We start from the raw sequence: 24,197 nt of genomic DNA on the forward strand, positions 1-24,197 counted from the left end.
ATTATTGTTTGCTTCTATGTTCGTCGAAATATTTTTGTGCCCCTGGATGCAGAGGGACATCGGCGAGTTCGTCCATATTATCCACAGTCGTTGATTGAGTCACACTAATGGCATTGCGCAATTCATCAATATGCTCAAAAGCGACTTTGGTCATTTGATAGGCTAAATCATCATCGAGATTATTATTGACGAATAAGACATTCCATACGGCAGGAACGGTAAATGCAGGCACATTGTTATAACTGCCAGCAGGGGCTATATAAGTATAATAAGCGGGATTGGCTTTCGATATTTTATCCAGTTGTTGCTTTGAAAATGATAAAACTCGAACATTGCGAGTTAACGATAATTCAGTAATGGCGCCGACACCTAAACTGCCAACAATGACTCCAGCATCAATTTGGCCATTGGCTAAAGCACGAGTGGTGGCACTGTAATTGAGGGCTTGACTGTCTAGATCGTTTTTATTGATCCCTAAAATACTGAGGATATTGAGGGCACTAATACGTGTGCCTGAGCCTGGTGCACCTAAAGATACACGTTTATCTTTTAAATCTTCTATATTGTGAATGTCAGAGTCAGCAGGTACGATAAATTGGACTAAATTAGGATAAAGTGTAAATAAAACGGATACATCCATTTTTCTTGGAAAAGGCTTTGTGCCTTCATAGGCTTGTTCCATGACATTACCCATACTGATCCCAGCAAGCTGTCGGCCTGAGGCGACCTTTACAATATTTTCAACGGATGCCGAAGTGACCTCTGCACGCATATCGAAATTGGGAATATTCTCAGACCAGATTTTGGCTAACATGCCGCCTAGAGGATAATAGGTGCCGCTTTGGCTTCCCGTGCCAATGGTATAAGTTTCCGCTGACGATGGAAGCGAGAAAGTGAGCAATAAAACCAAGGCAATATATTTAGATAGCGCTATCATTAGGCAAACTCCGAGAAAAATTGTTTTTTTAATAATCGTTAATGTATAAGGCTTTTGTTGGATTCAGTCAATGAGTGTACAACTTACTTTGCTTTAAATTGCCAGAAAATAATAAGGTGACAGTAAAATCAAGGCATATGAGTCATTATGAGTGAATGAAAGTGGCTGTTAATTCAGAAATAAATGAAGGAGCTATTGATGGCAAAGGGATTGTTGATGATACTTGTGAGCAAATTGTAATAATGTGTGTAACTCAGGAGAATTAATGACAATAATCATATTTTGAGCATGAAATATACGGTTATATTTCATGCTCGAAGCATGTCTTTTGCTTTTTTATTTATGCTCAGAGGCAATGATTGTTTTAATGTGGTGTGGATGTATTTTTATACAGATATTATGTTTTTTAAAGGCGATGGTAGGATTGGGAAGTCGTTCCTTATCGCCTCTAGGTGAACTCATTTTCACTTTGATACTTGTTTGGTTAGCAATAATGGGCGCTAATTTGGGAATGGCAAGAAGCAGTTCATCACTGAGTGTTTGGCAATCTATGGCATTGGAAGGAAAGATAAGCTCTATATGTTCCCAACCTTGTTCTGGGTAGCGTTTTTCACTGGGAAAGGGCAGCTCTAAATAATCTATGGTTAAGGCACCAAGGTGAAGGGAGTGATGGAGTTTAATGATTAAAATGGGGCGGCCATTAATGATATTTTCTGAAATAATGTCACCGAATTCATGAACATTATTTTTAAGTTGCAGCGCATCGGTGAGTTGGTTAATGCGAATAGCGACATGATCGCACTCAAAAGGATAAGTACTAATATCAAGTTCATTCATGAAAGATTGGATTTTTTTACAAAAAGAAGGCCAAGAGTGTAGTAAGTTTGAAAAAGAAAGAGGAGAAGTCATAGTATTCATATTTTGATATTTTTTCTAATATTTTTTTGCGTGCTATGGGTGGATAACGATAGGGGTGCCTTCATCGAGCAATTGCCAGAGCTCATCAATATCCTTATTGGTTAAGGCGATACAGCCATCGGTCCAATTAAATTTTTGTCTTTTGTCTACCGGAATGGATGAATTGGGATCTTGGCCATGGATCATAATTTGCCCACCGGGATCGACCCCGTTGGCTTTGGAGTAACGCAGATCGTATTCATTAGGGTAAGAAATATGTATCGCGCGATAATAAGCACTGTCCTCTTTTTTGTAATCTAGCGTATAGCGACCTTCAGGGGTACGTTTATCACCTCTTTTGCGCTTAGGGCCGACAGGGTTGCTGCCTAATGCAATATTGAATTTTTTCAATAACTTTCCTTCTTTAAACACTGAGAGTGCTAATTGAGATTTTGTGACAACGACTAAATCGGCTTTAGTGGAAGAATGGGCGTGAGCTGTTAGGGGGGTTAGAAGAAAGACAATAAAAGCATAAAAAGGTAACGCCATATATCCAATCCAATAGAGGAAGTATTAAAAGAGGCTTATTATACTCAAACATAGTCAAAATACGAGTTGGAATGTTTGTGTGAGAATAAGGCTGACTCTGATGTCGCTGAGATATTGAATCAAAATGCTCCCGTTAATGGGATCCCTCAGTCACGAGTATAAATAAATTATAGTCTAGTTATACATTATTTTAGCGAATAAAATGAATGGTAAGCTTGGTTTTTTGTTAGTATGGCGTTCTATACAGAGGGAGGTGATATGGGTATGTCAGAAGAGCGAGAGCAAGCATCGAGTTTAAGGTTGAGTTTAAGACGGATCATTTTTGGCACGGAGACTCCAGCAGGGCGTTATTTTGATATTTGCTTGATTATCTGTATCACCTTGAGTGTTGCTTTGATCTTTTTGGATACGATAGTGTCAATTCATGGCGCATACGGTGATTGGATTATAAAGTTAGAATGGTTTTTTACATTTTTATTTACTATTGAATATATTACCCGGTTATACTGCTCTGCTAATCGATGGCAATATGCGAAAAGTTTTTACGGTATTGTTGATTTATTATCTATTTTGCCCAGTTACTTGATTTTATTCTTTCCTGGTGCAAATTTCGCTATGGTGATCCGCGTTTTACGCTTGTTTAGAGTGTTTCGAGTTCTGAAGTTATTGCGTTATTTAAGTGAAGGGAATGTGCTTCTACAAGCCTTAACACAATCTTCTCGAAAAGTGATTATGTTTTTCTTTTCCGTGAGCCTTATCGTTTCGGTATTAGGTTCGGTAATGTATGCGGTTGAAGGTCCTGAGAATGGTTTTACATCGATTCCTAAGTCTATATATTGGACCATAGTCACTATTACCACTGTGGGTTATGGTGACATTACGCCAGTCACGGAACTGGGGCAGGGAATAGCTGCACTGACAATGCTGATTGGTTATTCTATTATCGCCATTCCAACAGGTATAATTTCTGCTGAGATTTCCCAAGAAATGCGCCGAAATAGGGATTTAAGGCGTTGTAGTAATTGTTTAAAGTCGGGCCATGATACTGATGCCAATTTTTGTTATCAGTGTGGCAATGAATTACAAGATGTTGTTTAACAATATAATGAAAAAGGGTACCTATGGCGACGGCTAAGTTTGTAGAAGGTTCGATTTTAAAGCATATTTTAGTAATGAGTTCAACGGCTGCTGTGGGTATTTCCGCCTTATTCATTGTTGATTTACTCGATATGTTCTTTTTAAGTCTATTAGGAGAGGTTGAGCTTGCCGCTGCGGTTGGGTATGCGGGCACCATTTCATTTTTTACCACAGCGATAGGCATAGGTTTGTCTATTTCTCTTGGCGCATTAGTTTCACGTTCCATTGGTGCAAAAAAAGTCGAAAAAGCAAAGCGACTATTGGTCAATAGTGCGATTGTGACAGTGATAGTGGGTATTGTAGTCGCTATCATAGTGATGGCCTTTATTCCTGAATTATTAGCTATGATAGGGGCTAAAGGCCGTACAGCAGAACTTGCGGCGAATTATTTGTATATTTTAGTCCCATCACTGCCTATTATTTGCTTAGCCATGTCTTTGGGGGCTGCCTTACGTGCAGTGGGTGATGCGAAACTTTCTATGGTGTCCACGTTAGTCGGTGGAGGGGTAAATGCGGTTTTAGACCCTATTTTTATTTTTGCATTAGCAATGAATATTGAGGGGGCAGCTATTGCGTCAGTATTTGCTCGCTTGTCTGTTTTGATGGTATCAGGTCATGGCATTATTGTTAAACATAAGCTCATTGGGCGTTTTACTTTACAAGGATTTGTGCATGATCTTAAACCTATTTTTAGTATCGCAGGCCCAGCAATGTTAACCAATGTGGCGACGCCTATAGGAAACGGTGTTATCACTCATACTATTGCTGATTTTGGCGATGGATATGTGGCTGGTTGGGCTGTGATAGGTCGTTTAATTCCTGTGTCATTTGGTATGATTTTCGCGTTATCGGGGGCGATAGGCCCCATCGTGGGACAAAACTATGGCGCGTTATCTTTTGTGCGAGTAAAAGAAACTTTGACTAAGGCATTACAGTTTTGTTTTGTGTATGTGTTAGTGGTTTCTCTTATTTTATTTTTCTTGAGGCAAGAAATTATAGTATTGTTTGACATGAAAGGCGACGCTGCCAATATTATCGATTTCTTCTGTCGATATATGGCAATATTTTTTGTTTTTTCGGGGGCTTTATTTGTTGCTAATGCGTCTTTTAATAATCTCGGCAAGGCGAAATATTCAACGGTGTTGAATTTAGGAAAAGCCACATTAGGCACTATGCCCTTCGTCTATTTGGGGGCCAAGTGGGGAGGAATACAAGGTGTGCTGATAGGGCAAGCCTTAGGATCCATTGCTTTTGGGTTGTTAGGCATTATTATCGCTTATCGATTGGTGGATAAGGTCCACAGGGCTCATGATATAAAATTGCAGCAGCAAGTCAGTGGCGGCGATGTTGAAGCGGTAAGGACTCTTGAGGAGGCCGATTTTAGTATGACAACTCAAAACCCTTTGTCTTCTTCATGCGCGCAAATGGCACAGCTTACGGAAGAGCAAGATTGTGACGCCAGTATTGAGCTTATTCGCATGAATGATGAAGCAAGGTTAAAACACAATAAATAATACCAATTCTATTATATAGATGATTAATTCAGAGCTTCTCAAGCTTTTCAATTCAAGGCGCATTTATGCTGTAATGGTGAGTCCCTTTCAAATGAATGCAACGCTGAAGTGGAATGTCTGAGCAGCTCACTGTGTGCGGGTTTCAACATACTTTATGTGACTTAGCTGCTTTCGATATACGATTTCATGGTCGTTCATTCACATCCATGTGAGCACGACATTTGTTCATCCGTAAACATCAGATCAGGGAGGTAGAGCGACGTTTGAACCCAAGCCGAGAATCACTATTAGCTTCAATCATCTGCGACCGCCATGGATGGTGGGACTGTCTGTTAATGCAGGAGCAATTAACGACCTTGCCTACAGCATGTTGAATTCCCGCTGAAAGATCACTTATATAATGGAATTGGTATAATCACTATTGAAACTGAGATATTTAATTCGCAATATCCTGAATAATATATTCAGAATATTGCGAATTGAATGTAAGAGTTTATTGCTCAGCCTTGTCTGTTTGTGTGGAAGACACCTCATCGATGACCTTCATAGAGGCTTCTTTTAAGGCTTGATTGGCTGCACGCTCAGCTTTAGAGACATACTTTTTGATGGTGGGTGGTGTATGTTTATTGAGTTTTGCTTTAGCGCGTTTCGCCGTTTTTTTAATGATTTTCTGCTTTCTGTTCATAATCTTTTATGTGTGACGCTAAATAATGGTATTAATTTTACCTGAAAGCGTTAATCCTCGCCACAACAGAGTGATCTTGCAGTTCAGTATTCACATTACCAACTTGCCCTTTCAAGGGACTCATTGTATCTTAACGACGGTTTCGTAAGAGGAATAGGAACAATGACAGAATTAGTAAAAAGTATCTCTTTTTTTGAACGATTTGAAGTGGATATATTGGCAAAACGAAAAACAATAACCTTACGTGATGCATCAGAATCCCATTTTAAAGTCGGTCAAATTTTGAATGTGGTCGCACTAGAAACAGGTAAGTGCTTTTGCAGTATTTTGGTTGAAAGAACAACGGATATTGACTTTGATGCGTTAACACAGAGGCATGCCGAGCAAGAAAATATGACATTAACGCAATTAAAAAGCCTGATCCAAGATATTTATCCTGGGATCAGTTCGTTATTTATGATTGAATTTAGCCTGGTTGAAGCATTCTAACTATCACGGGTATATACTATTTAATTATCAACATCGTATGAGCGGCCAATATTAACACTAAATGCCGAATAACGTAAACTCAGGTACTTATATTGATTTAGCGATATAATTATAGGCTGTCAAACTTTTGTTTATCGAGTGTATTAGCCCCTTCTAAACACTCTCCTCTTATCATGCCACGTTCATCTTCAATAAGCCGATCGAGTTCAATATAGCCTGTATGGCAAAAGTCTGTCATTTCCAATGTTTTTTTAAGGCCTAATTCGGTTTGTTCTGTGAGTAATTCGGTGGATACGTCATTTTGCTTTCTTTGTATTTTTGAAGGTAATTGATCATTTCGCTGTTTGTGTTTTTGCGCTAAACCATTTGAGGGAGAGTTTACATTCGGCGTGCTATTGCTCATAGAAGATAGAGACACACGATAAGTAAACAATTTTAAGCCATTATTAGCAATAGACGTCGTAAAGGAATCCGTAATTTTACCTGAAAAATCTTGTGGGTAGATGGCGCCTTTGGTGCAGGAAAATAAGAAAGGTAAAAAAAGGATGAGTAAGTGCAATTTATTCATTTGTACCTTAGTTTAAAGATGAAAAAACAAAAAGGGAAGACTTTCGTTAAGTATATATTATTTAAGCCTATTTATTCTAGGTTATTTTTTGTCATGGAAGGTATTTGTTAAGGGTTTTTATTTTGTGTTAGCGTTAACAGAATCGTTTTCTATAGTGGATATAAGTAATACCAATTCTATTATATAGATGAGCAATTCAGAGCTTCTCAGGCTTTTCAATTCAAGGCGCATTTATGCTGTAATGGTGATCCCTTTCAAATGAATGCAACGCAGAAGTGGAATGTCTGAGTAGCTCACTTTGTGCGGGTTTCAACATACTTTATGTGACTTAGCTGCTTTTGATATACGACTTCATGGATGAAGGAGGTAGGGCGACGTTTGAACCCAAGCCGAGGATCACTATTAGCTTCAATCATCTGCGATCACCATGGATGGTGGGACTGTCTGTTAATGCATGAAGCAATTAACGACCTTGCCTACAGCATGTTGAATTCCCGCTGAAAGATCACTTATATAATGGAATTGGTATAATGTAAACGATATTTGTTTAATGGATAAAAGGATGAGAGATGATTAAAACAGCTGATATATTAATCGATGAAGCGAAGTTACAGGTAAGTTGCATTGATATTGCTGCGGCAAAGGCCTTACATGAACGTTCTGAAGTCAAGGTGATTTTGGATGTCAGGGAAAGTGATGCGGCTTTAAAATCAGCAGTGGATGGGTCACTGAATATTCCTAGGGGACTAATCGAAATGAAAATGCCAAGCTTATTTACCGATCCAAGTACGCTAATCTTAGTACATTGCGCCGGTGGCGGTAGAGCAACGTTAGCTGCCTTATCATTGCAGAAAATGGGTTACACTAATGTGCATGCAATTGTTGCAAAATATGAGGATATCAAAGCGGCTTTTGATTGATAGGATTATAGATATTATGATTCTAACAAAGTTGTGGTAAAAAATGATATTTTCCATTGCTGAGTTTTTTGTGAAAATTAAGGTTGAATCTGAGTTTAATCTTAATTTTTCTTATTTTAAATTTTAAAAAAAATACAAAATATTATAGGTTTCTTTTTAAGTGTAAAGATAAGATAAAAATTATCATGTTGGAATAATATTAGAATAGTCTTCTGAATCGTTTAAAATAAGAGAGAAAAAGGAAATTTTTAATGTGAAGAATAATTAATCATTCATTTTTTCAATGCATTAAATAAGTCAATGTTTTATCTTCCACCCTATTTATTTGTAATCTATTGTCTTTCATATATTTTAATATTTTACCCTGTTGGTTTAACTATGTTGTTCTGGCTATTTTAATTCGAGTAAGCTTACAGGGTTGTACTTTGGTCTTATGTACTTTGGTGTTACACTTCTTAATATTAGGGTTGGTTAATTTAAGAGCGCTTATTTATTGAGCACAAGGATGAACTGACAAAACACAATTCAGTGTTTGTTATTCATAAAAATAATAAAATTGGGGGATTCCTATGTCGACAGAGATCGATGGCACAACAACAAGTGATTTTTTAGGGATGAAGATTGTTGCTGAGTGTACGTTAGTTTATACCTTTGGTAGCTATACCTCGATTACCTTAGGTGAATATAATAATTTAAAAGTATCAACTTCGGTTGAAGCGACTTTAGGTTTGAAGTTTGAACTCAATGTTGCGGCTAAATTTAGTTATAACGCAAATTTTTTAACCTGCTCTTATACTGGAACCGTTTTAGAAGTTAAATCATCTGAAGTTAAGCTTCAAGCGGATAGTTTGTTTGGAGAGCGTACTAAAGTAGTTGCAGCAGAAGAAAAAGCAGCTTTGTCTAGCTTGGAAGCATTAGAACAAGAAGTCAGAGCGATTAATTCGAAAGTTACCGCCCATTCAGCAAAAATTGATACAACGGTCAATAGGATAGATTCAACCCTGACTAAAATTGGAACAACAGTGACTGCTGTTGAAACAAAAACCACAGCCATTGATGATATCGTAACACGAATAGAGTCGGCTGAAGCAAAAATAACCCAAGCAGGCGCCTATTTAGCCGATCACGAGACTGCCTTATATTCTTCCGAAATTTCAATTAATGATAGCGGACTGAATATGTTGGGGTGATTTCAAATTTTTTTAGTTTTATATTTCAATCATTATGGGAATTTTCAGTGACTGTTTTTTGATATGGCTTCTTAAATAGAGGCTTGTTATCATGCCAATGAAGGCGCACAACAAGAGCAATGAAAATAAATATTGGTAACCTATTATGCCTAGATAAGTGTCCAGTAAATACCCTGCTATCGGTGCAAAAAACACATCTGGGGTAAAACCTATGACAGAGATTAAACCGATAGTGATCCCTGTTTGATATCGAGAGATTTTATTTTCTTCCAGTAGGGCAAAATAAATAGCTCTAACGGCAAAGACTGTGATAAAAGTGAGGTCTAAGGTTAAGTAGATAATCTGACTATTGAGTGACAAAGGAGAGCTTAAGCTCAAAGTAAGGTAACTGATAGCCATGAGTCTAAAACTGATAGAAATGACTTTACTGGCAGAAAAACGATCGGCAAGGTAGCCTGCTGTTATGGCTGCAATGAGGCGTAAATAAGCTGATAGAGAAATGAGACTTGCTGAATCTAATGGGTCAAGCTTTAAAATATCAACAGCATATATACTATAATAATCAATAGCTTTGTAACCACAATAAGCACTAACAACGATAGTTGCTTGCAACCAAACATTGTGTTGTTTAACAATATTTAAGTTGTTGAAAATAGATAGGCGTACTGTTTTAGTCTTGAAGGCTTTAACATTTGGAATACTACACCAGACTAAGCATGCACTGATAATAGTCATACTAGTATAAAAATAAATGACTTGTTTAAAAGCATGGGTTTGCTGTTGTAAAGTGGCTTGCGTTAAGCTAGTAGGAATAAGCTGGCTCAGTAATAAAACAGCGATAGAGGCGACAATGGCGGCGATTAAGCCTCGGCCGCCATCGAGTAATCCAAAAGCGCGACCTTGGTTAGATTCGTTTCCCCATTCTCGAGTGGCTTTTAGCATCGCAGCCCAAAATAGAAAAATAGAGGTCAGTCTCCAATAGCCATACAGTAACACCAGCATTTTTTTATTAGGGATTTGGCTAACTGATTATTTTAATTTGTTTTTTCGGCCATTTAATTTTCCGAGGAGCCAGTTTAAAAAGCGTATCTTACGATATTTTTTTAATCTAGATATTGAATTATTGTGTAACATTCTAATTTTAATGGTGTTATTGATGGGTGAGTATAAAATAATAAGGGAAGTGTTGAGATAGCTTATAACCACTTCGGGCCGATAACAAACACTATCACTATGGCGGCAGGCTAACAAGACTGAAGGTATTGGGTCACTTTAAATCAAGTTCATCATTTGAACCTACATTGAGCCAAGTGCTTCAAATAGTCCAGCAAAATAGAATAATCAGTAACACAGACATCATAAAGGTAAAAAATAAAGAGTATGGCACGTGAACTGTTGCTGTATGACAGAGTGGGTGCGTATTAAAAGTGAAAGCGAAACTTTACAGGGATATTTGAAAGCATTATCAAGAATAAATTTTTCATATAAGGTGCCTTGAAGTGATCTATCAAAGATCCCCCTTTTTGAACGGTTAATTTTATGCTGTCTTTAGCGAATTGATATCAGTTAGTAGTACAAGGAAATATATCATCATAACTATTGGTGCCCTTCCAGTTAGGGTCATCAAATAAAGCATAATACCTTTTATCTTTAAAACGAATACTCAGTTGTCGTTATTGATAATTCAAATTGAAAGTGGCTATTTATAAACTAATACTTTTTATATTGGTCATTATAATACTTATTGTTTATTTAGAGTCAATGGATAATGTTTTCTAGTACATTTGATGAGTACCTTTTGTGTTATTTAAAATGTTCTCCATATGTTGTTTAATCAGGAGTCTGTTTTAATAAAAGTCATTTTATATTTTTGGCTATTGGCAGTTCAGGCAAATAAGGGAGTATGAGAATGAAGGGTATAAAGGTATTGATGCTAGTTTCTGGTTATTTTTTTGCTTGTGTTTTTTCCAGTATAGCAATAGCGGATCACCATAGAACTGGCCCTAGTAGAATGGGTGGGAAGTGGGTATACGCTCAATTATCTGTTGGCGCAAATTTTCAATTTAATCAGAATGTTTATTACAATGGTGATGTGACAGTGAGAGGCATAGGTGGTGGGTTACAGATGAGCTATGATCCAGGACTAAATTTTGGAGGAGCGATAGGGTATCAAGCACATGAATGGCGAATGGCTTTCAGTATTGATCATTATAATAATGATATGAAAACATCACAAACGGGGACTTCATCTCTAGCAACAAGTAAAAGCAGCGCGACAACTTATTTAGGTAATCTTTATTATGATTGGAAAATAAAGGAACTGCCAATTAAACCTTTTATCGGTGTGGGAATGGGGTTAATTGGTGTCAATATGGATATTAATAATTATGTCTCTCAAGATGATTATGTGATGGCATATCAATTTACTCTTGGTTTTAGCTATGATATTAATTCAAAGCTAAAAATGAGTCTTGAGTATAAGCACCTTAATTCTAATGAGTTGAGTTATGAGATAGAAAATGATAGTGGATATAAGGATTTTATGTATTACCAAGTCAATAGTTTTGGTATGAATATGCGTTATCGATTTTAAAAGTTTGTTCAAATGATTCAATTATTAGTTTACCGCATTAATCTATAAAAGGATATTTATGAAAACAATTAAACAGATATTATTACTCGCATTCTTCAGTTGTGTATTGCTATTTACTCGCATAAGTGCTGTGCAAGCTCATGGGCATAAAGGGGGAAATGCTGAAGGGCAAGCTGCACAGAATGGCTTCATCACTTATGAAGTGGATTTATCGCCGCAATTAGAAAAAGATCTAGATGGAAAAGCGGTTGAGTCTAATACACCTAAGGGGGCGATGGGCGCGGCGGTATTGAGTTATGATGTTGAAAAAGCCAATTTACACTTTCTTATTAGTTATACAGGGTTATCCGGTGAAGGGGTAGTGATGGCACATTTTCATTCAAAAGATACACAAGGTAATCCCATTGTTCAAACGATTTGTGGGCAACCAGAAAAACCGGGAATAGTGAAAGATTGGCCTAACACAAAAGATAATCAGGGCCGAAAAGGGCTGGAAAAAACATGCCCATCGGGTAATAGTGGTTATCTCAAAGGTAAATGGGAACATATGGAACCAAGTGCTATTGAAGCCTTAAAAACAGGAAAAATGAATATCAATTTGCATACTAAGCTGAATATGAAAGGCGAAATTAATGGATATATTAACATTTTGAATTAAAAAATTATTGCTTGTCTATTGCATGTAGGTCCATGTAGGTCCATGTAGGGTCATTGAAATAGACAAGCAAAGTGAATGCTGAAGTGAAGATTACTACTGTCTAGCCACTCTATGATTATCTGATGGCGTTTCAAAATCGCTGCGATAGGGGTTAATATCTAAACCACCACGGCGGGTATAACGGGCGTAAACGGTTAGCTTTGTACATTGACAAAAGCGCTTTAAATCGACAAAAATTCGCTCGACACATTGTTCATGAAATTCATTGTGTTCACGAAATGAAATTAAATAGCGCAATAGTTTTTCTCTATCGATTTTAGGCCCCTGATAACGGATCATGACGCTGCCCCAGTCTGGTTGGCTGGTGATCAAGCAATTAGATTTTAATAAATTTGAATTAAGGGTTTCAGCGACTAAGGTTTTCTCATCGGTACTGTTTTGCAGATACTCAGGATTAAAGTCATAGTTGTCAATTTCGATATCTAAATGATCAATACAAGTACCGGGAAGGTTGATGATCCGTTGATTTGAAAAGAGTCTAGGCTCAATAATCGTCACGCTAACATCACTTTTTGCACAGGCGCTAAGATCTCGAATTAAGGTATCGCGAACGGCGGCCACGCTGTCAAAATGTGTTTGGTTAAAACTGTTGAGGTAGAGTTTAAAGGATTTTGATTCAACAAGATTATCACTGTCAAAAGGTACCGAAAATTCAGCAATGGCGATCATAGGCTTGCCTTTGGTATTAAGCCAAGATAATTCATAGCCTGTCCAAATATCGCTACCATGAAAAGGTAAGTTATCAGCATCGAGGGCAATGGCATTTCGGTTTAATGTTCTAGGTACACCTTGTAAAAGGCTGGCGTTATATTTAGATTGGTATTCGCTTGTTTTACCCAGTGTTAGCTCTGAAAGTTCATGAGCATCACCGTAGGGATCATGATCTTGTGTCATCAATACAATTTCCGTGTCAAAATAGGCCAACATTATAACTGATTTTGGAATCATCCTCAGTGTCTTCTTTATCCGCATTAACAAATTTTTTAAAACGCTATCAAGCAATCTATCAAGAAGAATGTGATGAGTTTCCCCGTTTTTATGCTCAAGGGGAAGATTCTGCTTGTATCGTGCAAGAAACAGATCTGGATGAGAATATGCCAGTTCAATGGGTGAGTGTCGTAAGAGATCAGGTGGGCAATTTTGATAATGTTGCCAGTGCACTGGATATTCGCTTACATTCCGATATTAATGGATTCTATGGTCATTTTTTTTCAGGCCCATTAATGTTTCATTCTCAATGGGGGGCAGGAGAAGTTTTACAACCATGGAACCAAAATGATTTTGAATGCTTACAGCAAAATATCATTGGTCATCTCATGATGAAGAGAAAGTTAAAACAACCGTTAACTTGGTTTATTGGCGTCATGGAGGAAGGGGATACTATGATCACAGTCAATAATGAAACAGGCAGTGTATGGATAGAAAAGCCTGGGGAGGTGCAATCCATACAGCTAGCCAGTAGTGTTGATGATTTTTTGAGTCAATTGACGCCTAGGGTGGCGGCTGCCAAAGTGTATGATGAATTAGACACTGGCTTAGAGGGCGCGGCGGATCATCCGGGGATTTGGCAACGCCTAAAAACTATGTATCAGTACTTACGTAATAAAGGCTGATAAGATCACAAATAATCCCATGATATATTTGAGACAATTCGGCAGTCATCACATTTAAAGTGAAAGAGATCTAACAGGGGCGTGTCGACTCGCCAATCAGGGTTGCCGCAACGGGGGCAAGGTCGGTTCATTTCGGTTTTTAAGCTATCGCCCCCAACGCGATATAAGTAGTAATAAGTGGGAATTTGAGTGAGATATTCAATTCTTCCTCTAATGTCCCAACCTCGTCTAAATAAATCGCTTTGGTGATGGGTGAGTTCATTTAAGTTGGCAAATTCAGCTTTGCAGCCTGCCGCCATCTGTAGCTCATCGCAAGCTTGCCATTCTGTTTGCCAGCGGATAATGCGTTTATGATCCCCATTAAAGGTGGCTGGTATGTGATAAAGTGGAATGGGTTGTAGTGTATCACCACTGCGAAGAGGTGAGCACATGTGTACATAGCTAGTGTAAATAATTTGCCAAGAAGGCACTTGAGTGCAACTGACTTCAGAATTAATATCTTGGCCAATATACTTCTCTCTAGGGGCTAAGAGTTTTGCCTCTGTGAGTGCTGACCAAGCCTGCTTGACCCAGGGACTATGGTATTTATGACTGAGACTGTTTTTTTCTGGCATTAATAGCCTGACTTTAAATTCTCCTTCGTTAAAGGCTACCGCAAATTCTCGGCCTAATATTTGCCCATTAGCGCGCAGTGCTTCTAGTAGGTGATTGATGGCTTTTTCTGCTGCAGTCAATGTGGTGTCAGCAAAGCACTCAAACCTGAGTTCCATAACTTGCATGGGTCTTGTTTCCTGTTGAGTATTGATGGCCGCCCGAGGGGCTCTTAATGCATGTCTATTGGTCGTTAATCTGAGCTTAGGTCAGTTGATGCTTTAGGGGCTATTTGTTCTTTTCAAGCTGAGCCACTTTTTCTTTTAATATTGCGTGTTCTTGGGTTAATGCATCGAGTCGAGTGGTGAGCACACTGACGTGTTGCTGTAACTGAGTCATCATTTCTTGTATTTGTGTATTGATGGGGTTATCGATGTGATTTAGCGCATTGGTGATCTCGTTTTCATTGTGCTGATTTTTTAAGATCTGAATATTTTGAGATAATGCGTGTTTTTCTTGCTCTGACATAGCCTTATATTGCTGTAAGCCTTGAATGAGCGTCGGCATTGAATATTGAGTGCCAAGTTGGCGTTTAATTAAGGCTAAACTGGGCGACTTTCCGCGACTGGCAATATCATGTGCGGTAGTAATGATGGTGTCTAGCGGATCCATGGTGTTCTCGGTAAGCAAGGTTTATGTCAAATTTTCTCAAATATTAACATGTTTAGTTTGATTTTATAAACGGCCTTTTTTGAGTATTGGTATTTTTTCTGAGTTTATTGCTAAAGGTTTTTTAAAAGTGGCCGAGATATTGCTACTTGCTTAACGAGCTGAAAATAGCGACAAACCGTAACTAAGGTGTCAATTTTTTGTCGCATTAGCGTTCATAGCGTGTGCTATTGCTTTGAAAGGGATCGTTTCAAAGCGCTGTTGTATTAAAAAAGATAGCGTGATGAGTTGATGGGGATCTAGCGTGAGCAAATGGCTGTTAAGGAGAGAAAATGCAATTGAATAGCAATCCATTACTGCAAGAAATGCAGGCACTGAGTGAGCAACTAAGTACCGCGACGAGAACAAATGAAATAGACCCCCCCAGTGTTCTGCCAAACATGACGCAGTCAGTGCAAAATACAGCGGGTAGCGATTTTGAGCAATTACTTACTCAAGCCATAGGAAAGGTGAATAGTTTGCAGTCCAATGGGAGTCAAATGTCCAATAAGCTGGATAGTGGGGATCCTAGTGTCACGTTAACGGATACTGTTATTGCACGAGAAAAAGCCAGTGTGGCGTTTGAAGCGACAATACAAGTGAGAAATAAGTTAGTGGATGCTTACAAAGAAATTATGAGTATGCCCGTTTGATGGATGTTGAGGATGAAAAGCGATTGTGAGTAATGATATGGTGGCGAATAATGATCCCGCTTTAAGCGCCAGCAATCAGGGGAATGAGTCGACAGTCGACAAAGCAGACTTTTTGAGTCGTCTCGGTGGCAGTGATATGTTAAGGCAAGTGACGATGATTCTAGCCTTGGCGATTTGTTTTGCCTTAGTCGTTGTCATTTTATTTTGGGCACAAGAGAGTGAATTTCGTCCATTAGGCAAAATGAACACAGAGGAAATGATCCGTGTTCTTGATGAATTAGACAAACAAAATATTGAATATCAAATTCAAGGTGATTTAGTCAAAGTGCCAGAGGAGCAATATCAAGAGGTGAAATTGTTCTTAAGCCGTGCAGGTATCGATAATAGCAGTGAAAATGAAGACTTTTTAAATCAAGATAGTGGGTTTGGTGTCAGCCAACGTATGGAACGCGCGAGGTTGAAATACAGTCAAGAACTGAACTTAGCTCGCGCCATTGAGGCGCTCAAAAATGTCGACAAAGCCAAAGTGATATTGGCGTTACCCAAAGAAAATGTCTTTGCTCGAAATCGCGCTAAACCCAGTGCGACGGTTGTTATTAGTACGCGTAAACGCCAGCTTGGGCAAGAAGAAATCGATGCTATTGTCGATATTGTCGCTTCTGCCGTCCATGATTTGACGCCCACAAAAGTCACAGTGACCGATGCCAATGGTCGTTTACTCAATTCAGGAAGCCAAGATGGGGCATCAGCAATAGCCCGTCGAGAGCAAGAACTTGTGCAGCAAAAAGAAGCAGAATATCGACATAAAATAGAATCCATTTTAATGCCGATTTTGGGGCCTGAAAATTTTACCTCTCAAGTCGATGTCACCATGGATTTTACTGCGGTTGAGCAAACAGCAAAGCGCTATAATCCTCAGCAATCTTCTTTGCGCAGTGAAATGATTGTTGAAAATAATACCTTAGGAAGGATGAATGGGGGGATCCCTGGAGCCTTGTCGAATCAACCTCCCATGGACTCGCAAATTCCTGAAGAGGCGGAGCAATTTGATAATACGCTCAATCAAACGGGAACGACTCACAAAGAAGCAACCCGCAATTTTGAACTTGATAGCACCATTAGCCACACTCGGCAACAAGTGGGCACATTAACCCGCGTGAGTGTGTCTGTCGCCATTGATTTTAAAACGGGTCAAGCTCTTGAAGATGGCAGTGTCAACCGTGTGCCACGAACAGATGCTGAGCTTGCGAGCATTCGACGTTTACTTGAAGGCGCCATAGGTTTTAATGCTCAGCGTGGCGATATTATTGAAGTGGTCAGTGTGCCCTTTTTAAATCAATTAATGCTAGAGCCAATTGAACAAGCTTTATGGGAGCAAGCTTGGTTTTGGCGTGGGATGAAATTATTGCTTGGTGCCTTAGTCGTGCTAGTGCTTATTTTGGCAGTGATAAGACCTATGCTCAAACGGCTCTTGTATCCCAATGAAACGCTATTGCTTGATGAAAAAACCAAAGGGGATGAGTTGGCTGAAATTGAAGATCAATATGCAGCAGATACCTTAGGCATGTTAGAAAAGCCTAATGCGCAATACAGTTATGCCGATGATGGTTCGATTCTCATTCCTGATCTCCATAAAGATGATGACATAATCAAAGCCATTCGTGCCATTGTGGCCAATGAACCCGAACTATCCACTCAAGTTGTGAAAAACTGGTTATTAAACGATGAGTAATGAAGTGACGACAGAGAGTAAAATCGGTAATGATATTAGTTTACTGACTGGTATTGAAAAAACGGCCATTTTATTACTGAGTTTGAGTGAAGCCGATGCCGCATCGATTTTAAAGCATTTAGAGCCTAAGCAAGTTCAAAAAGTCGGTATGGCGATGGCGAGCATGGAAGATTTTGGTCAAGAAAAAGTGATTGGCGTGCACAGATTGTTTCTGGATGACATTCAAAAATACTCCTCCATTGGTTTTAATAGTGAAGAGTTTGTGCGTAAAGCACTAACCGCAGCGCTTGGTGAAGATAAAGCGGGCAATTTGATCGATCAAATTATTATGGGCAGTGGAGCCAAAGGGCTTGACTCACTTAAATGGATGGATGCGCGTCAAGTGGCAAACATTATTCAAAATGAGCATCCGCAAATACAAACCATAGTGTTGTCTTATCTGGATCCGGATCAAGCCGCAGAAATCTTTGCACAATTTCCTGAAAATACTCGTTTAGATTTAATGATGCGCATAGCCAACCTTGAAGAGGTGCAGCCCGCTGCGCTGCAAGAGCTTAATGACATTATGGAGAAACAGTTTGCTGGGCAAGGTGGTGCCCAGGCGGCCAAAATGGGAGGGTTAAAAGCGGCGGCCAATATTATGAATTACTTAGATACTGGAGTGGAAAGCCATTTGATGAGTACCATGCGCGAAGCTGACGAGGAAATGGCGCAGCAGATCCAAGATCTGATGTTTGTTTTTGAAAATCTCAATATTGTTGATGATATGGGGATTCAAGTTTTACTCAGAGAAGTGCAGCAAGATGTATTGTTAAAAGCATTGAAAGGGGCGGATGATCAGCTCAGAGATAAGATGCTCAATAATATGTCTAAACGTGCAGCTGAGCTGTTGCGTGATGATTTAGAGGCCATGGGCCCAATAAGAATAAGTGAAGTCGAAGTTGCACAAAAAGAGATTTTATCTATTGCACGGCGCTTAAGTGAAAGTGGCGAGCTTATGCTGACAACTGCTGGTAATGATGAGTATTTATAATCAGCCTTAAGAGAATAATTGTGTTGTAGGGAGCGCTCTATGAGAGGTAGTAATGTCAGCTAATGATGTTTTTAATAGCGAATTTAGTCATTGGGAACTGTTGGGAGTGTAATCGAGAGAGTGCTACGTTTATGCTTTGATGACAGATGTCCATGTTAGCTAATGATGTTTTTAAATGATGTTTTTAAATGATGTTTTTAAATGATGTTTTTAATAGCGAATTTAGTCATTGGGAACTGCTGGGAGTGTAGCCGAGAGAGTGCTATGTTTATGGTTCGATGAGAGGTAGCAATGTCGGCTAATGATGTTTTTAATAGTGAATTTAGTCATTGGGAACTTCCCGATGTAACCCTTTGCACTGATGAAGATGCGGCTGATATTTTTGGTCGTCAAGCCTCCCCAGTGTCTACAAGCGTGTCTACAAGAGCGTCAACAGATGTGGACATTGAGTCAAAGGAGCAAGAAGAAAGCATATTGCCGCCCACCTTAAGTGAAATTGAAGCCATTCAACAAGAAGCGCAGCAAGCGGGCTTTGAACATGGTAAAGCACAAGGTTTTGGAGAAGGGTTAGAGATAGGACGATTGACTGGCCTAGAGCAAGGACATAAAGAAGGCTTTGTACAAGGTGAAGCTCAAGGTTATGAAGAGGGTATGAAGCAGGCTCAAGCCAAAATTGCGCAGTTTGAGGCCTTATTAGCACAATTTACTCAGCCGTTGGCCATACTGGATCTTGAGATTGAATGGCAATTAATCAGTTTAGTCAAGCAATTGGCCGAAGGGGTGATCATGCACGAACTCACCTTGACGCAAGAGCATATTCTTCATTTGCTTCGCCAAGGACTGAATGCCTTACCCATCAAAAATGAGCAGATCACTATAAGGGTGAATCCCATCGATGGCGACGTTATTCGCCAGTTTTATCAAAACAAAGATAAAAACAAAGATAAAAACAAAGCTCAAAATAAGGAGCAAGCCAGTCAAGCCTGGCACATTGAAGACGATCCCACTGTGTCTCAAGGGGGACTTATGATGCGTTGTGAGCCCAGTGAATTGGACTTGAGTTTGGAAAAGCGTTTAAAAACAGTGTTTAGTGAATGGGAACAGGCACAAAAGGCATTAAGATTAAAAAAAGAGCAGCATATTCAACAAAGTGTAGCAAGGACTCATGAAATTAATGATCCTGACTTTACTGATGCTGTCTCTGCTATCGCTGCCAATTTAGATAGCACAGAGAGTGATGTGTGAATCCATTATCTTCTCGTACTCATCATTTATTAACGTCTTTAAAAAGTTATCAAGGCAAAGTGCCGACGTTTATCGCCCAAGCCAGTGGTCAACTCATTCGTGTGGTTGGACTCACATTAGAGGCAAGAGGTTGCCGCGCGCCGATAGGCAGTTTATGCAGTATTGAAACCTTATACGGTGAGTTGATGGCTGAAGTTATAGGTTTTAATGAAGGCGTGTTGTATTTAATGCCAGTGGAAGAATTACGCGGGGTATTACCAGGGGCGCGCGTAACGCCTATTGGCGAACAAGAAAGTTTGAATGTGGGGATTGAACTATTAGGCCGTGTACTCGATGGCAGTGGTCGAGTCATTGATGATTTAGGGCCTCTGAATACTCAATATAAAGTCCCTTCACACACAAATACCATTAATCCATTGTCACGTCGCGCAATCAGCGAGCCATTGGATGTGGGAGTGCGAGCTATTAATGCCATGTTAACCGTTGGCAAAGGACAACGTATGGGGTTGTTTGCAGGCTCTGGAGTGGGTAAGAGTGTGCTATTGGGCATGATGACCAAAGGGGCCAATGCCGACATTATTGTGGTGGCATTAGTGGGAGAGCGTGGCCGTGAAGTGAAAGAATTTATTGAAGAAATTTTAGGTGAAAAAGGACGGTCTCGCTCTGTTGTTGTTGCAGCGCCTGCCGACACGTCTCCCTTGATGCGCCTGAGAGCTTGTGAAACGGCTACCCGCATTGCGGAGTATTTTCGCGATCAAGGTTATAGCGTATTGCTGTTAATGGACAGTTTGACCCGTTACGCTCAGGCGCAACGTGAAATGGCTTTGGCCATTGGCGAACCGCCTGCAACGAAAGGTTATCCACCTTCGGTTTTTGCAAAATTGCCTAAATTAGTTGAGCGAGCCGGTAATGGCGGAGGCCAACAAGGCGCGATTACCGCATTTTATACGGTGTTAACCGAAGGGGATGACTTGCAAGATCCCATTAGCGATGCTTCTCGTGCCATTTTAGATGGACATATCGTCTTGTCTCGAGCCTTATCCGATAGCGGTCATTATCCTGCCATTGATATTGAAGCGTCCATCAGCCGAGTGGCGCCTATGGTGGTAAGTCATGAGCATTTAGAGAGTATGCGTAAAGTGAAACAAGTGTACTCTGCTTATCAGCAAAATAAGGATTTGATCGCGATTGGAGCTTATAGCCAAGGTAGCGATCCTAGAGTGGATAATGCTATTCGCTTACAACCTGCGATGAACGCCTTTTTAAGACAAAATATGAATGATCCCATTGATTTTGCAAGCAGTGCTTTGATGCTGTCGCAAATTGCCGCGCAATGTAAAGCCTAATGTAAAGCCTAATGTAAAGCCTAATGTAAAGCCTAATGTAAAGTCTCGTAAGTTGTTTAAGGATGTATGAATGAAAGCCAAGCCGTTAGAAAAAGTCTTAACATTAGCTTTTGAAGCTGAAGAGCAAGCGCGATTACAGCTTAAAAATGCTCAATATGAGTGGCAAAAACAGCAAGATCAACTCAATGCATTGCAAGAATATCGCCTTGATTACATGAAACAAATGGAAAGTCAGCAAGGCAGCACTATTACTGCCAGCCAATATCATCAATTTCACCAGTTCGTAAAACAAATTGATGATGCCATTACCAATCAGCTCAAGGCGGTAAAGGAAACGGCAATGATGAAGCAGCACAGGCAAAGTCATTGGCAGACTTGTCAGCAAAAGCATCAAGCCGTTGGTATTTTATTAGCAAACCAGGCACGAAAAGCGCAGCAAAAAGCCAATGTGTATGAGCAAAAAATGACAGATGAGTTTGCGATGCAGCAATTTTATCGTAAAAGTCACTAACGACGATAATATGCAGTGCACAAGGAATGATAATAAGACTTGGCATTAGACTTGCTAGCATTAGACTTGTTTAAGTGATTTTATGGGCTTTTTTGTTAGTGCTCAGTGTCAGGTAAGCCGATAATTTGACGTTTATTGCCAAATAAGTGGCTTTATGTTGCGTATTGATATTGAAGGCCGTTAATGCCTGAATTGAGGGAGTGATGGCAAAAATGATAAATGTGAATATAAAAGGATTAGCGCTCAAAGGGGAAAGAGGTCCAGTGGTATCCAATACCCATAAGGAGGCTGATTTTTCTTCTCGTTTATCTTCTGCAATTGGCAGTGGAGCAAGGGCTAATGTATCGGCCAATGCGAGCTCTTATGATGTCATCAGTGCTAGCGATCCCCATCAAGCGGCTAAGCGCCATGTGAGCGAAACGAACCTTAATGGGTCATTTAAATCAATAAACAGTCAAAGCGACCTTGAAGAGAAAAATACACAGGCTGATATCGAAGAAAAGCGGATTGAAGACAAAAAAGTTGCAGGTGACAATGCTCAAGAAAACAAGACTCAAGAAAACAATAATATAGAAGAGAGCGTTAATGCAACAAGCTTCAATGAAGCAGATTTAAAAGCCCAAGCCCAAGTGAAAGTCACGCAGCTTTTGTCTCAATTGACCTTAGCGAGTCAATTAAATGAAGATATTGACGGAAGTGCCCTTAATACAAAAGGAGCGGATGTCAGCGCTCTTGATGCCAGCACTTTTAAAGTAAGTAGTCTTGATGCAAGTCAAAGGGCAGCCTTAGAGACTCAGTCTACTGGTTTTAAATCCAATGAACATTCAATACAAAAAGCGGTGAGCTTAAATGCACAAGGTCAATGGCGCAGTGGCGAGACGCTCGATGTGGCTGAGCAAGTCAAGCAAGGCTTAGTCGATGAAAATAAGGCTTCATCAGCATCAAGCTCAGGATTAAACTCAGCACTAATTTCAAAGATGGATTCAACGATGGGCTCAACGATGGCGAGTACTGTTGCAGGAGAAAGTGCAGGCGAAAGCTCTGGTGAAAGTTCAAGTGACAATAGGAGTGGACTATTGAGTGCCGATAGTCGCTTAAAGGGTGAACTCAGTTTGTCTCAGCTAAGCCTTAACACTAGAGAGGGTAATGAGCGCTTTGTGGAGAGTACGCAGGGACAATCCCGCTCTCTTTTCAATACTGATGTACAAGGCGCATTGTCGCTGAAGACCCCGACAGATCCGCTTCCTTCCATGCAGAATATGATTATGCGTTTTTCACCTGCTATGCAACAACAATTAGTGACTATGGTGAGCCAAGGTGTTCAGCAAGCAGAGATCAGGCTAGATCCCGCAGAGCTTGGGCAAATGATGGTGAGAATTCAAGTGCAAGGTGATACCACTCAAGTGCAATTTCAAGTCAATCAAGCCCAAACCCGTGATCTCATCGAACAAGCATTGCCGCGCTTAAAAGATATGTTAGCAGAACAAGGAATGCAGCTCAGTGAGGGGCAAGTCTCTTATCAAGACTCCCATCAAGGCTCTTATCAAGAATCTCATCAAGAGAGTGAGAGCGATCAACAACAAAGGGGTGAGCACATATTGTCGGCACAAGATTTAGCAAAGCGCAATTCAGAAGCTTCTTTTGAGAGTGATAGTGAACTATGGACCGACGCTTTGAATAACCGAGGAGAAAATGGCGTCGACACTCTTAAACACGGAATCGATGATTACGCCTAAAGCGTTTAAGAGAGGATGCCTGTTTGGTCGAATTGAATAACCGAGGAGAAAATGGCGTCGACACTCTTAAACACGGAATCGATGATTACGCCTGAAGCGTTGAAGAGAGGATGCCTGTTTAGTCGAATTGAATAACCGAGGAGAAAATGGAGTCGACACTCTTAAACACGGAATCGATGATTATGCCTAAAGCGTTTAAGAGAGGATACCTGTTTGGTCGAATAAAAAACGGTGTCGAACATTCGTTAAGGAAGAGGGAAGAGAATGGCAGAAGAGTTTTTGACCTTAGAGCAAAATGAACAAGGCAGAAAAGGGGGAGCGGCCCTGAAGGGGAATAAACATTTTTTAATGACTAAGCCCTTTATTATAGGGGCGATAGTCACAAGTCTCATTGTGGTGATGGGAGTACTGACTTGGTTGATTGTAGGTAAGCCCACTGATAGCCCAGCCTCGATAGAAGACAGTGTGATGGATAATCGCCAACAAGAGGCGTTTTATGTGGCCATGCCGAGACCATTTTTGTTTAATTTGCCAGGACAACATCGCACCGCATTAGTTGAAATTACAGTGCAGTTACAAGTCAGAGGTGAAGAGCATGATCTGTTAGTGAGAAAGCATATTCCTCTCATAGAAGATGCCTTGCTCACAACCTTTAGTCGTAGCCAGTTGCAAAGTTTAAGTACTCAGTCTGGAAAAGAAGCAATGCGCCAGTTAGCTTTGCAACATTTGCAAAATACTTTACAGCCAGTAACCGGACAAAAAATTGTAGACAAGTTATTGTTTACTGGTTTTATTATTCAATAATACATGGGATCGTATTTAATATTTTATA

Annotated in this window: 25 protein-coding genes; 16 read left to right on the plus strand and 9 right to left on the minus strand. The window is 39.8% G+C overall.

Annotated elements, in window-relative coordinates:
- Position 1: 1 nt before the first annotated feature.
- From Q0791_RS09950 to Q0791_RS09960, 3 genes are all read right to left on the minus strand, one after another.
- Positions 2-937: a TAXI family TRAP transporter solute-binding subunit gene (locus Q0791_RS09950; protein WP_299005550.1), complete on the minus strand. Its 936-nt coding sequence runs from the start codon at positions 935-937 to the stop codon at positions 2-4.
- 336 nt (positions 938-1,273) lie between these two features.
- Positions 1,274-1,855 (minus strand): VOC family protein, encoded by a 582-nt coding sequence (locus Q0791_RS09955; RefSeq protein ID WP_299005553.1) that lies wholly within the window; start codon positions 1,853-1,855, stop codon positions 1,274-1,276.
- 33 nt (positions 1,856-1,888) lie between these two features.
- Positions 1,889-2,383 (minus strand): L,D-transpeptidase family protein, encoded by a 495-nt coding sequence (locus tag Q0791_RS09960; protein ID WP_299005556.1) that lies wholly within the window; start codon positions 2,381-2,383, stop codon positions 1,889-1,891.
- A 264-nt stretch (positions 2,384-2,647) separates the two neighbouring features.
- On the opposite strand from Q0791_RS09960, the gene Q0791_RS09965 reads away from it, so the two are divergent.
- The gene (locus Q0791_RS09965; protein ID WP_299005654.1) at positions 2,648-3,481 is read left to right on the plus strand and encodes an ion transporter; all 834 of its coding nucleotides are present in this window, start codon (positions 2,648-2,650) and stop codon (positions 3,479-3,481) included.
- Positions 3,482-3,504: 23 nt separating this feature from the next.
- Positions 3,505-5,034: an MATE family efflux transporter gene (locus tag Q0791_RS09970; RefSeq protein WP_299005559.1), complete on the plus strand. Its 1,530-nt coding sequence runs from the start codon at positions 3,505-3,507 to the stop codon at positions 5,032-5,034.
- 493 nt (positions 5,035-5,527) lie between these two features.
- Here Q0791_RS09970 and Q0791_RS09975 read toward each other — a convergent pair whose 3' ends face one another.
- A complete protein-coding gene (locus Q0791_RS09975) occupies positions 5,528-5,719 on the minus strand; it encodes a DUF2986 domain-containing protein (RefSeq protein ID WP_299005562.1) in 192 nt (63 codons plus the stop codon).
- A 162-nt stretch (positions 5,720-5,881) separates the two neighbouring features.
- On the opposite strand from Q0791_RS09975, the gene yqfB reads away from it, so the two are divergent.
- A complete protein-coding gene (gene yqfB, locus Q0791_RS09980; RefSeq protein ID WP_299005565.1) occupies positions 5,882-6,208 on the plus strand; it encodes a N(4)-acetylcytidine aminohydrolase in 327 nt (108 codons plus the stop codon).
- A 109-nt stretch (positions 6,209-6,317) separates the two neighbouring features.
- On the opposite strand, the gene Q0791_RS09985 is transcribed toward yqfB, so the two are convergent.
- Complete coding sequence (locus Q0791_RS09985) at positions 6,318-6,776, minus strand: hypothetical protein (RefSeq protein WP_299005568.1); 459 nt, start codon at positions 6,774-6,776, stop codon at positions 6,318-6,320.
- Positions 6,777-7,345: 569 nt separating this feature from the next.
- Between Q0791_RS09985 and Q0791_RS09990 the strand changes: the two genes are divergently transcribed.
- Positions 7,346-7,696 (plus strand): rhodanese-like domain-containing protein, encoded by a 351-nt coding sequence (locus tag Q0791_RS09990; protein ID WP_299005571.1) that lies wholly within the window; start codon positions 7,346-7,348, stop codon positions 7,694-7,696.
- 569 nt (positions 7,697-8,265) lie between these two features.
- A complete protein-coding gene (locus Q0791_RS09995) occupies positions 8,266-8,886 on the plus strand; it encodes a hypothetical protein (protein WP_299005573.1) in 621 nt (206 codons plus the stop codon).
- Between the two features lie 18 nt (positions 8,887-8,904).
- Here the strand turns inward: Q0791_RS09995 and Q0791_RS10000 are convergent, their stop codons facing one another.
- Positions 8,905-9,888, minus strand: a complete 984-nt coding sequence (locus tag Q0791_RS10000; RefSeq protein ID WP_299005578.1) for an MFS transporter — start codon at positions 9,886-9,888, stop codon at positions 8,905-8,907.
- A gap of 907 nt (positions 9,889-10,795) precedes the next feature.
- Between Q0791_RS10000 and Q0791_RS10005 the strand changes: the two genes are divergently transcribed.
- Positions 10,796-11,479: an outer membrane beta-barrel protein gene (locus Q0791_RS10005; RefSeq protein ID WP_299005581.1), complete on the plus strand. Its 684-nt coding sequence runs from the start codon at positions 10,796-10,798 to the stop codon at positions 11,477-11,479.
- A gap of 58 nt (positions 11,480-11,537) precedes the next feature.
- Entirely contained in the window at positions 11,538-12,137 is a 600-nt protein-coding gene (locus Q0791_RS10010; protein WP_299005585.1) for a CHRD domain-containing protein, read from the plus strand.
- 93 nt (positions 12,138-12,230) lie between these two features.
- Here the strand turns inward: Q0791_RS10010 and queF are convergent, their stop codons facing one another.
- A complete protein-coding gene (gene queF, locus Q0791_RS10015) occupies positions 12,231-13,091 on the minus strand; it encodes an NADPH-dependent 7-cyano-7-deazaguanine reductase QueF (protein WP_299005587.1) in 861 nt (286 codons plus the stop codon).
- A gap of 59 nt (positions 13,092-13,150) precedes the next feature.
- On the opposite strand from queF, the gene syd reads away from it, so the two are divergent.
- Positions 13,151-13,810: a SecY-interacting protein gene (gene syd, locus Q0791_RS10020; protein WP_299005589.1), complete on the plus strand. Its 660-nt coding sequence runs from the start codon at positions 13,151-13,153 to the stop codon at positions 13,808-13,810.
- Positions 13,811-13,815: 5 nt separating this feature from the next.
- On the opposite strand, the gene Q0791_RS10025 is transcribed toward syd, so the two are convergent.
- A complete protein-coding gene (locus Q0791_RS10025) occupies positions 13,816-14,589 on the minus strand; it encodes a Zn-ribbon-containing protein (protein WP_299005591.1) in 774 nt (257 codons plus the stop codon).
- Positions 14,590-14,689: 100 nt separating this feature from the next.
- A complete protein-coding gene (locus Q0791_RS10030) occupies positions 14,690-15,073 on the minus strand; it encodes a hypothetical protein (RefSeq protein ID WP_299005594.1) in 384 nt (127 codons plus the stop codon).
- Positions 15,074-15,402: 329 nt separating this feature from the next.
- Between Q0791_RS10030 and fliE the strand changes: the two genes are divergently transcribed.
- From fliE to Q0791_RS10070, 8 genes are all read left to right on the plus strand, one after another.
- Entirely contained in the window at positions 15,403-15,762 is a 360-nt protein-coding gene (fliE, locus tag Q0791_RS10035; protein WP_299005596.1) for a flagellar hook-basal body complex protein FliE, read from the plus strand.
- Between the two features lie 37 nt (positions 15,763-15,799).
- Positions 15,800-17,494 carry a flagellar basal-body MS-ring/collar protein FliF gene (fliF, locus tag Q0791_RS10040; RefSeq protein WP_299005657.1) on the plus strand — a complete coding sequence of 565 codons (1,695 nt, stop codon included), beginning with the start codon at positions 15,800-15,802 and terminating at the stop codon, positions 17,492-17,494.
- Positions 17,487-18,527: a flagellar motor switch protein FliG gene (gene fliG, locus Q0791_RS10045; RefSeq protein ID WP_299005599.1), complete on the plus strand. Its 1,041-nt coding sequence runs from the start codon at positions 17,487-17,489 to the stop codon at positions 18,525-18,527. The genes fliF and fliG overlap by 8 nt, the downstream gene beginning before the upstream one ends.
- A gap of 291 nt (positions 18,528-18,818) precedes the next feature.
- Complete coding sequence (locus tag Q0791_RS10050) at positions 18,819-19,772, plus strand: flagellar assembly protein FliH (protein ID WP_299005602.1); 954 nt, start codon at positions 18,819-18,821, stop codon at positions 19,770-19,772.
- A complete protein-coding gene (gene fliI / locus Q0791_RS10055; RefSeq protein WP_299005605.1) occupies positions 19,769-21,118 on the plus strand; it encodes a flagellar protein export ATPase FliI in 1,350 nt (449 codons plus the stop codon). Before Q0791_RS10050 ends, fliI begins: the two co-directional genes overlap by 4 nt.
- Positions 21,119-21,188: 70 nt before the next feature.
- A complete protein-coding gene (gene fliJ, locus Q0791_RS10060; protein ID WP_299005607.1) occupies positions 21,189-21,629 on the plus strand; it encodes a flagellar export protein FliJ in 441 nt (146 codons plus the stop codon).
- A 203-nt stretch (positions 21,630-21,832) separates the two neighbouring features.
- Complete coding sequence (locus tag Q0791_RS10065; RefSeq protein WP_299005610.1) at positions 21,833-23,365, plus strand: flagellar hook-length control protein FliK; 1,533 nt, start codon at positions 21,833-21,835, stop codon at positions 23,363-23,365.
- A gap of 264 nt (positions 23,366-23,629) precedes the next feature.
- Positions 23,630-24,169 (plus strand): flagellar basal body-associated FliL family protein, encoded by a 540-nt coding sequence (locus tag Q0791_RS10070; RefSeq protein ID WP_299005615.1) that lies wholly within the window; start codon positions 23,630-23,632, stop codon positions 24,167-24,169.
- The last annotated feature ends 28 nt before the right edge of the window (positions 24,170-24,197 follow it).

The organism is uncultured Shewanella sp. (assembly GCF_947495455.1).
Classification (GTDB): Bacteria; Pseudomonadota; Gammaproteobacteria; order Enterobacterales; family Shewanellaceae; genus Shewanella.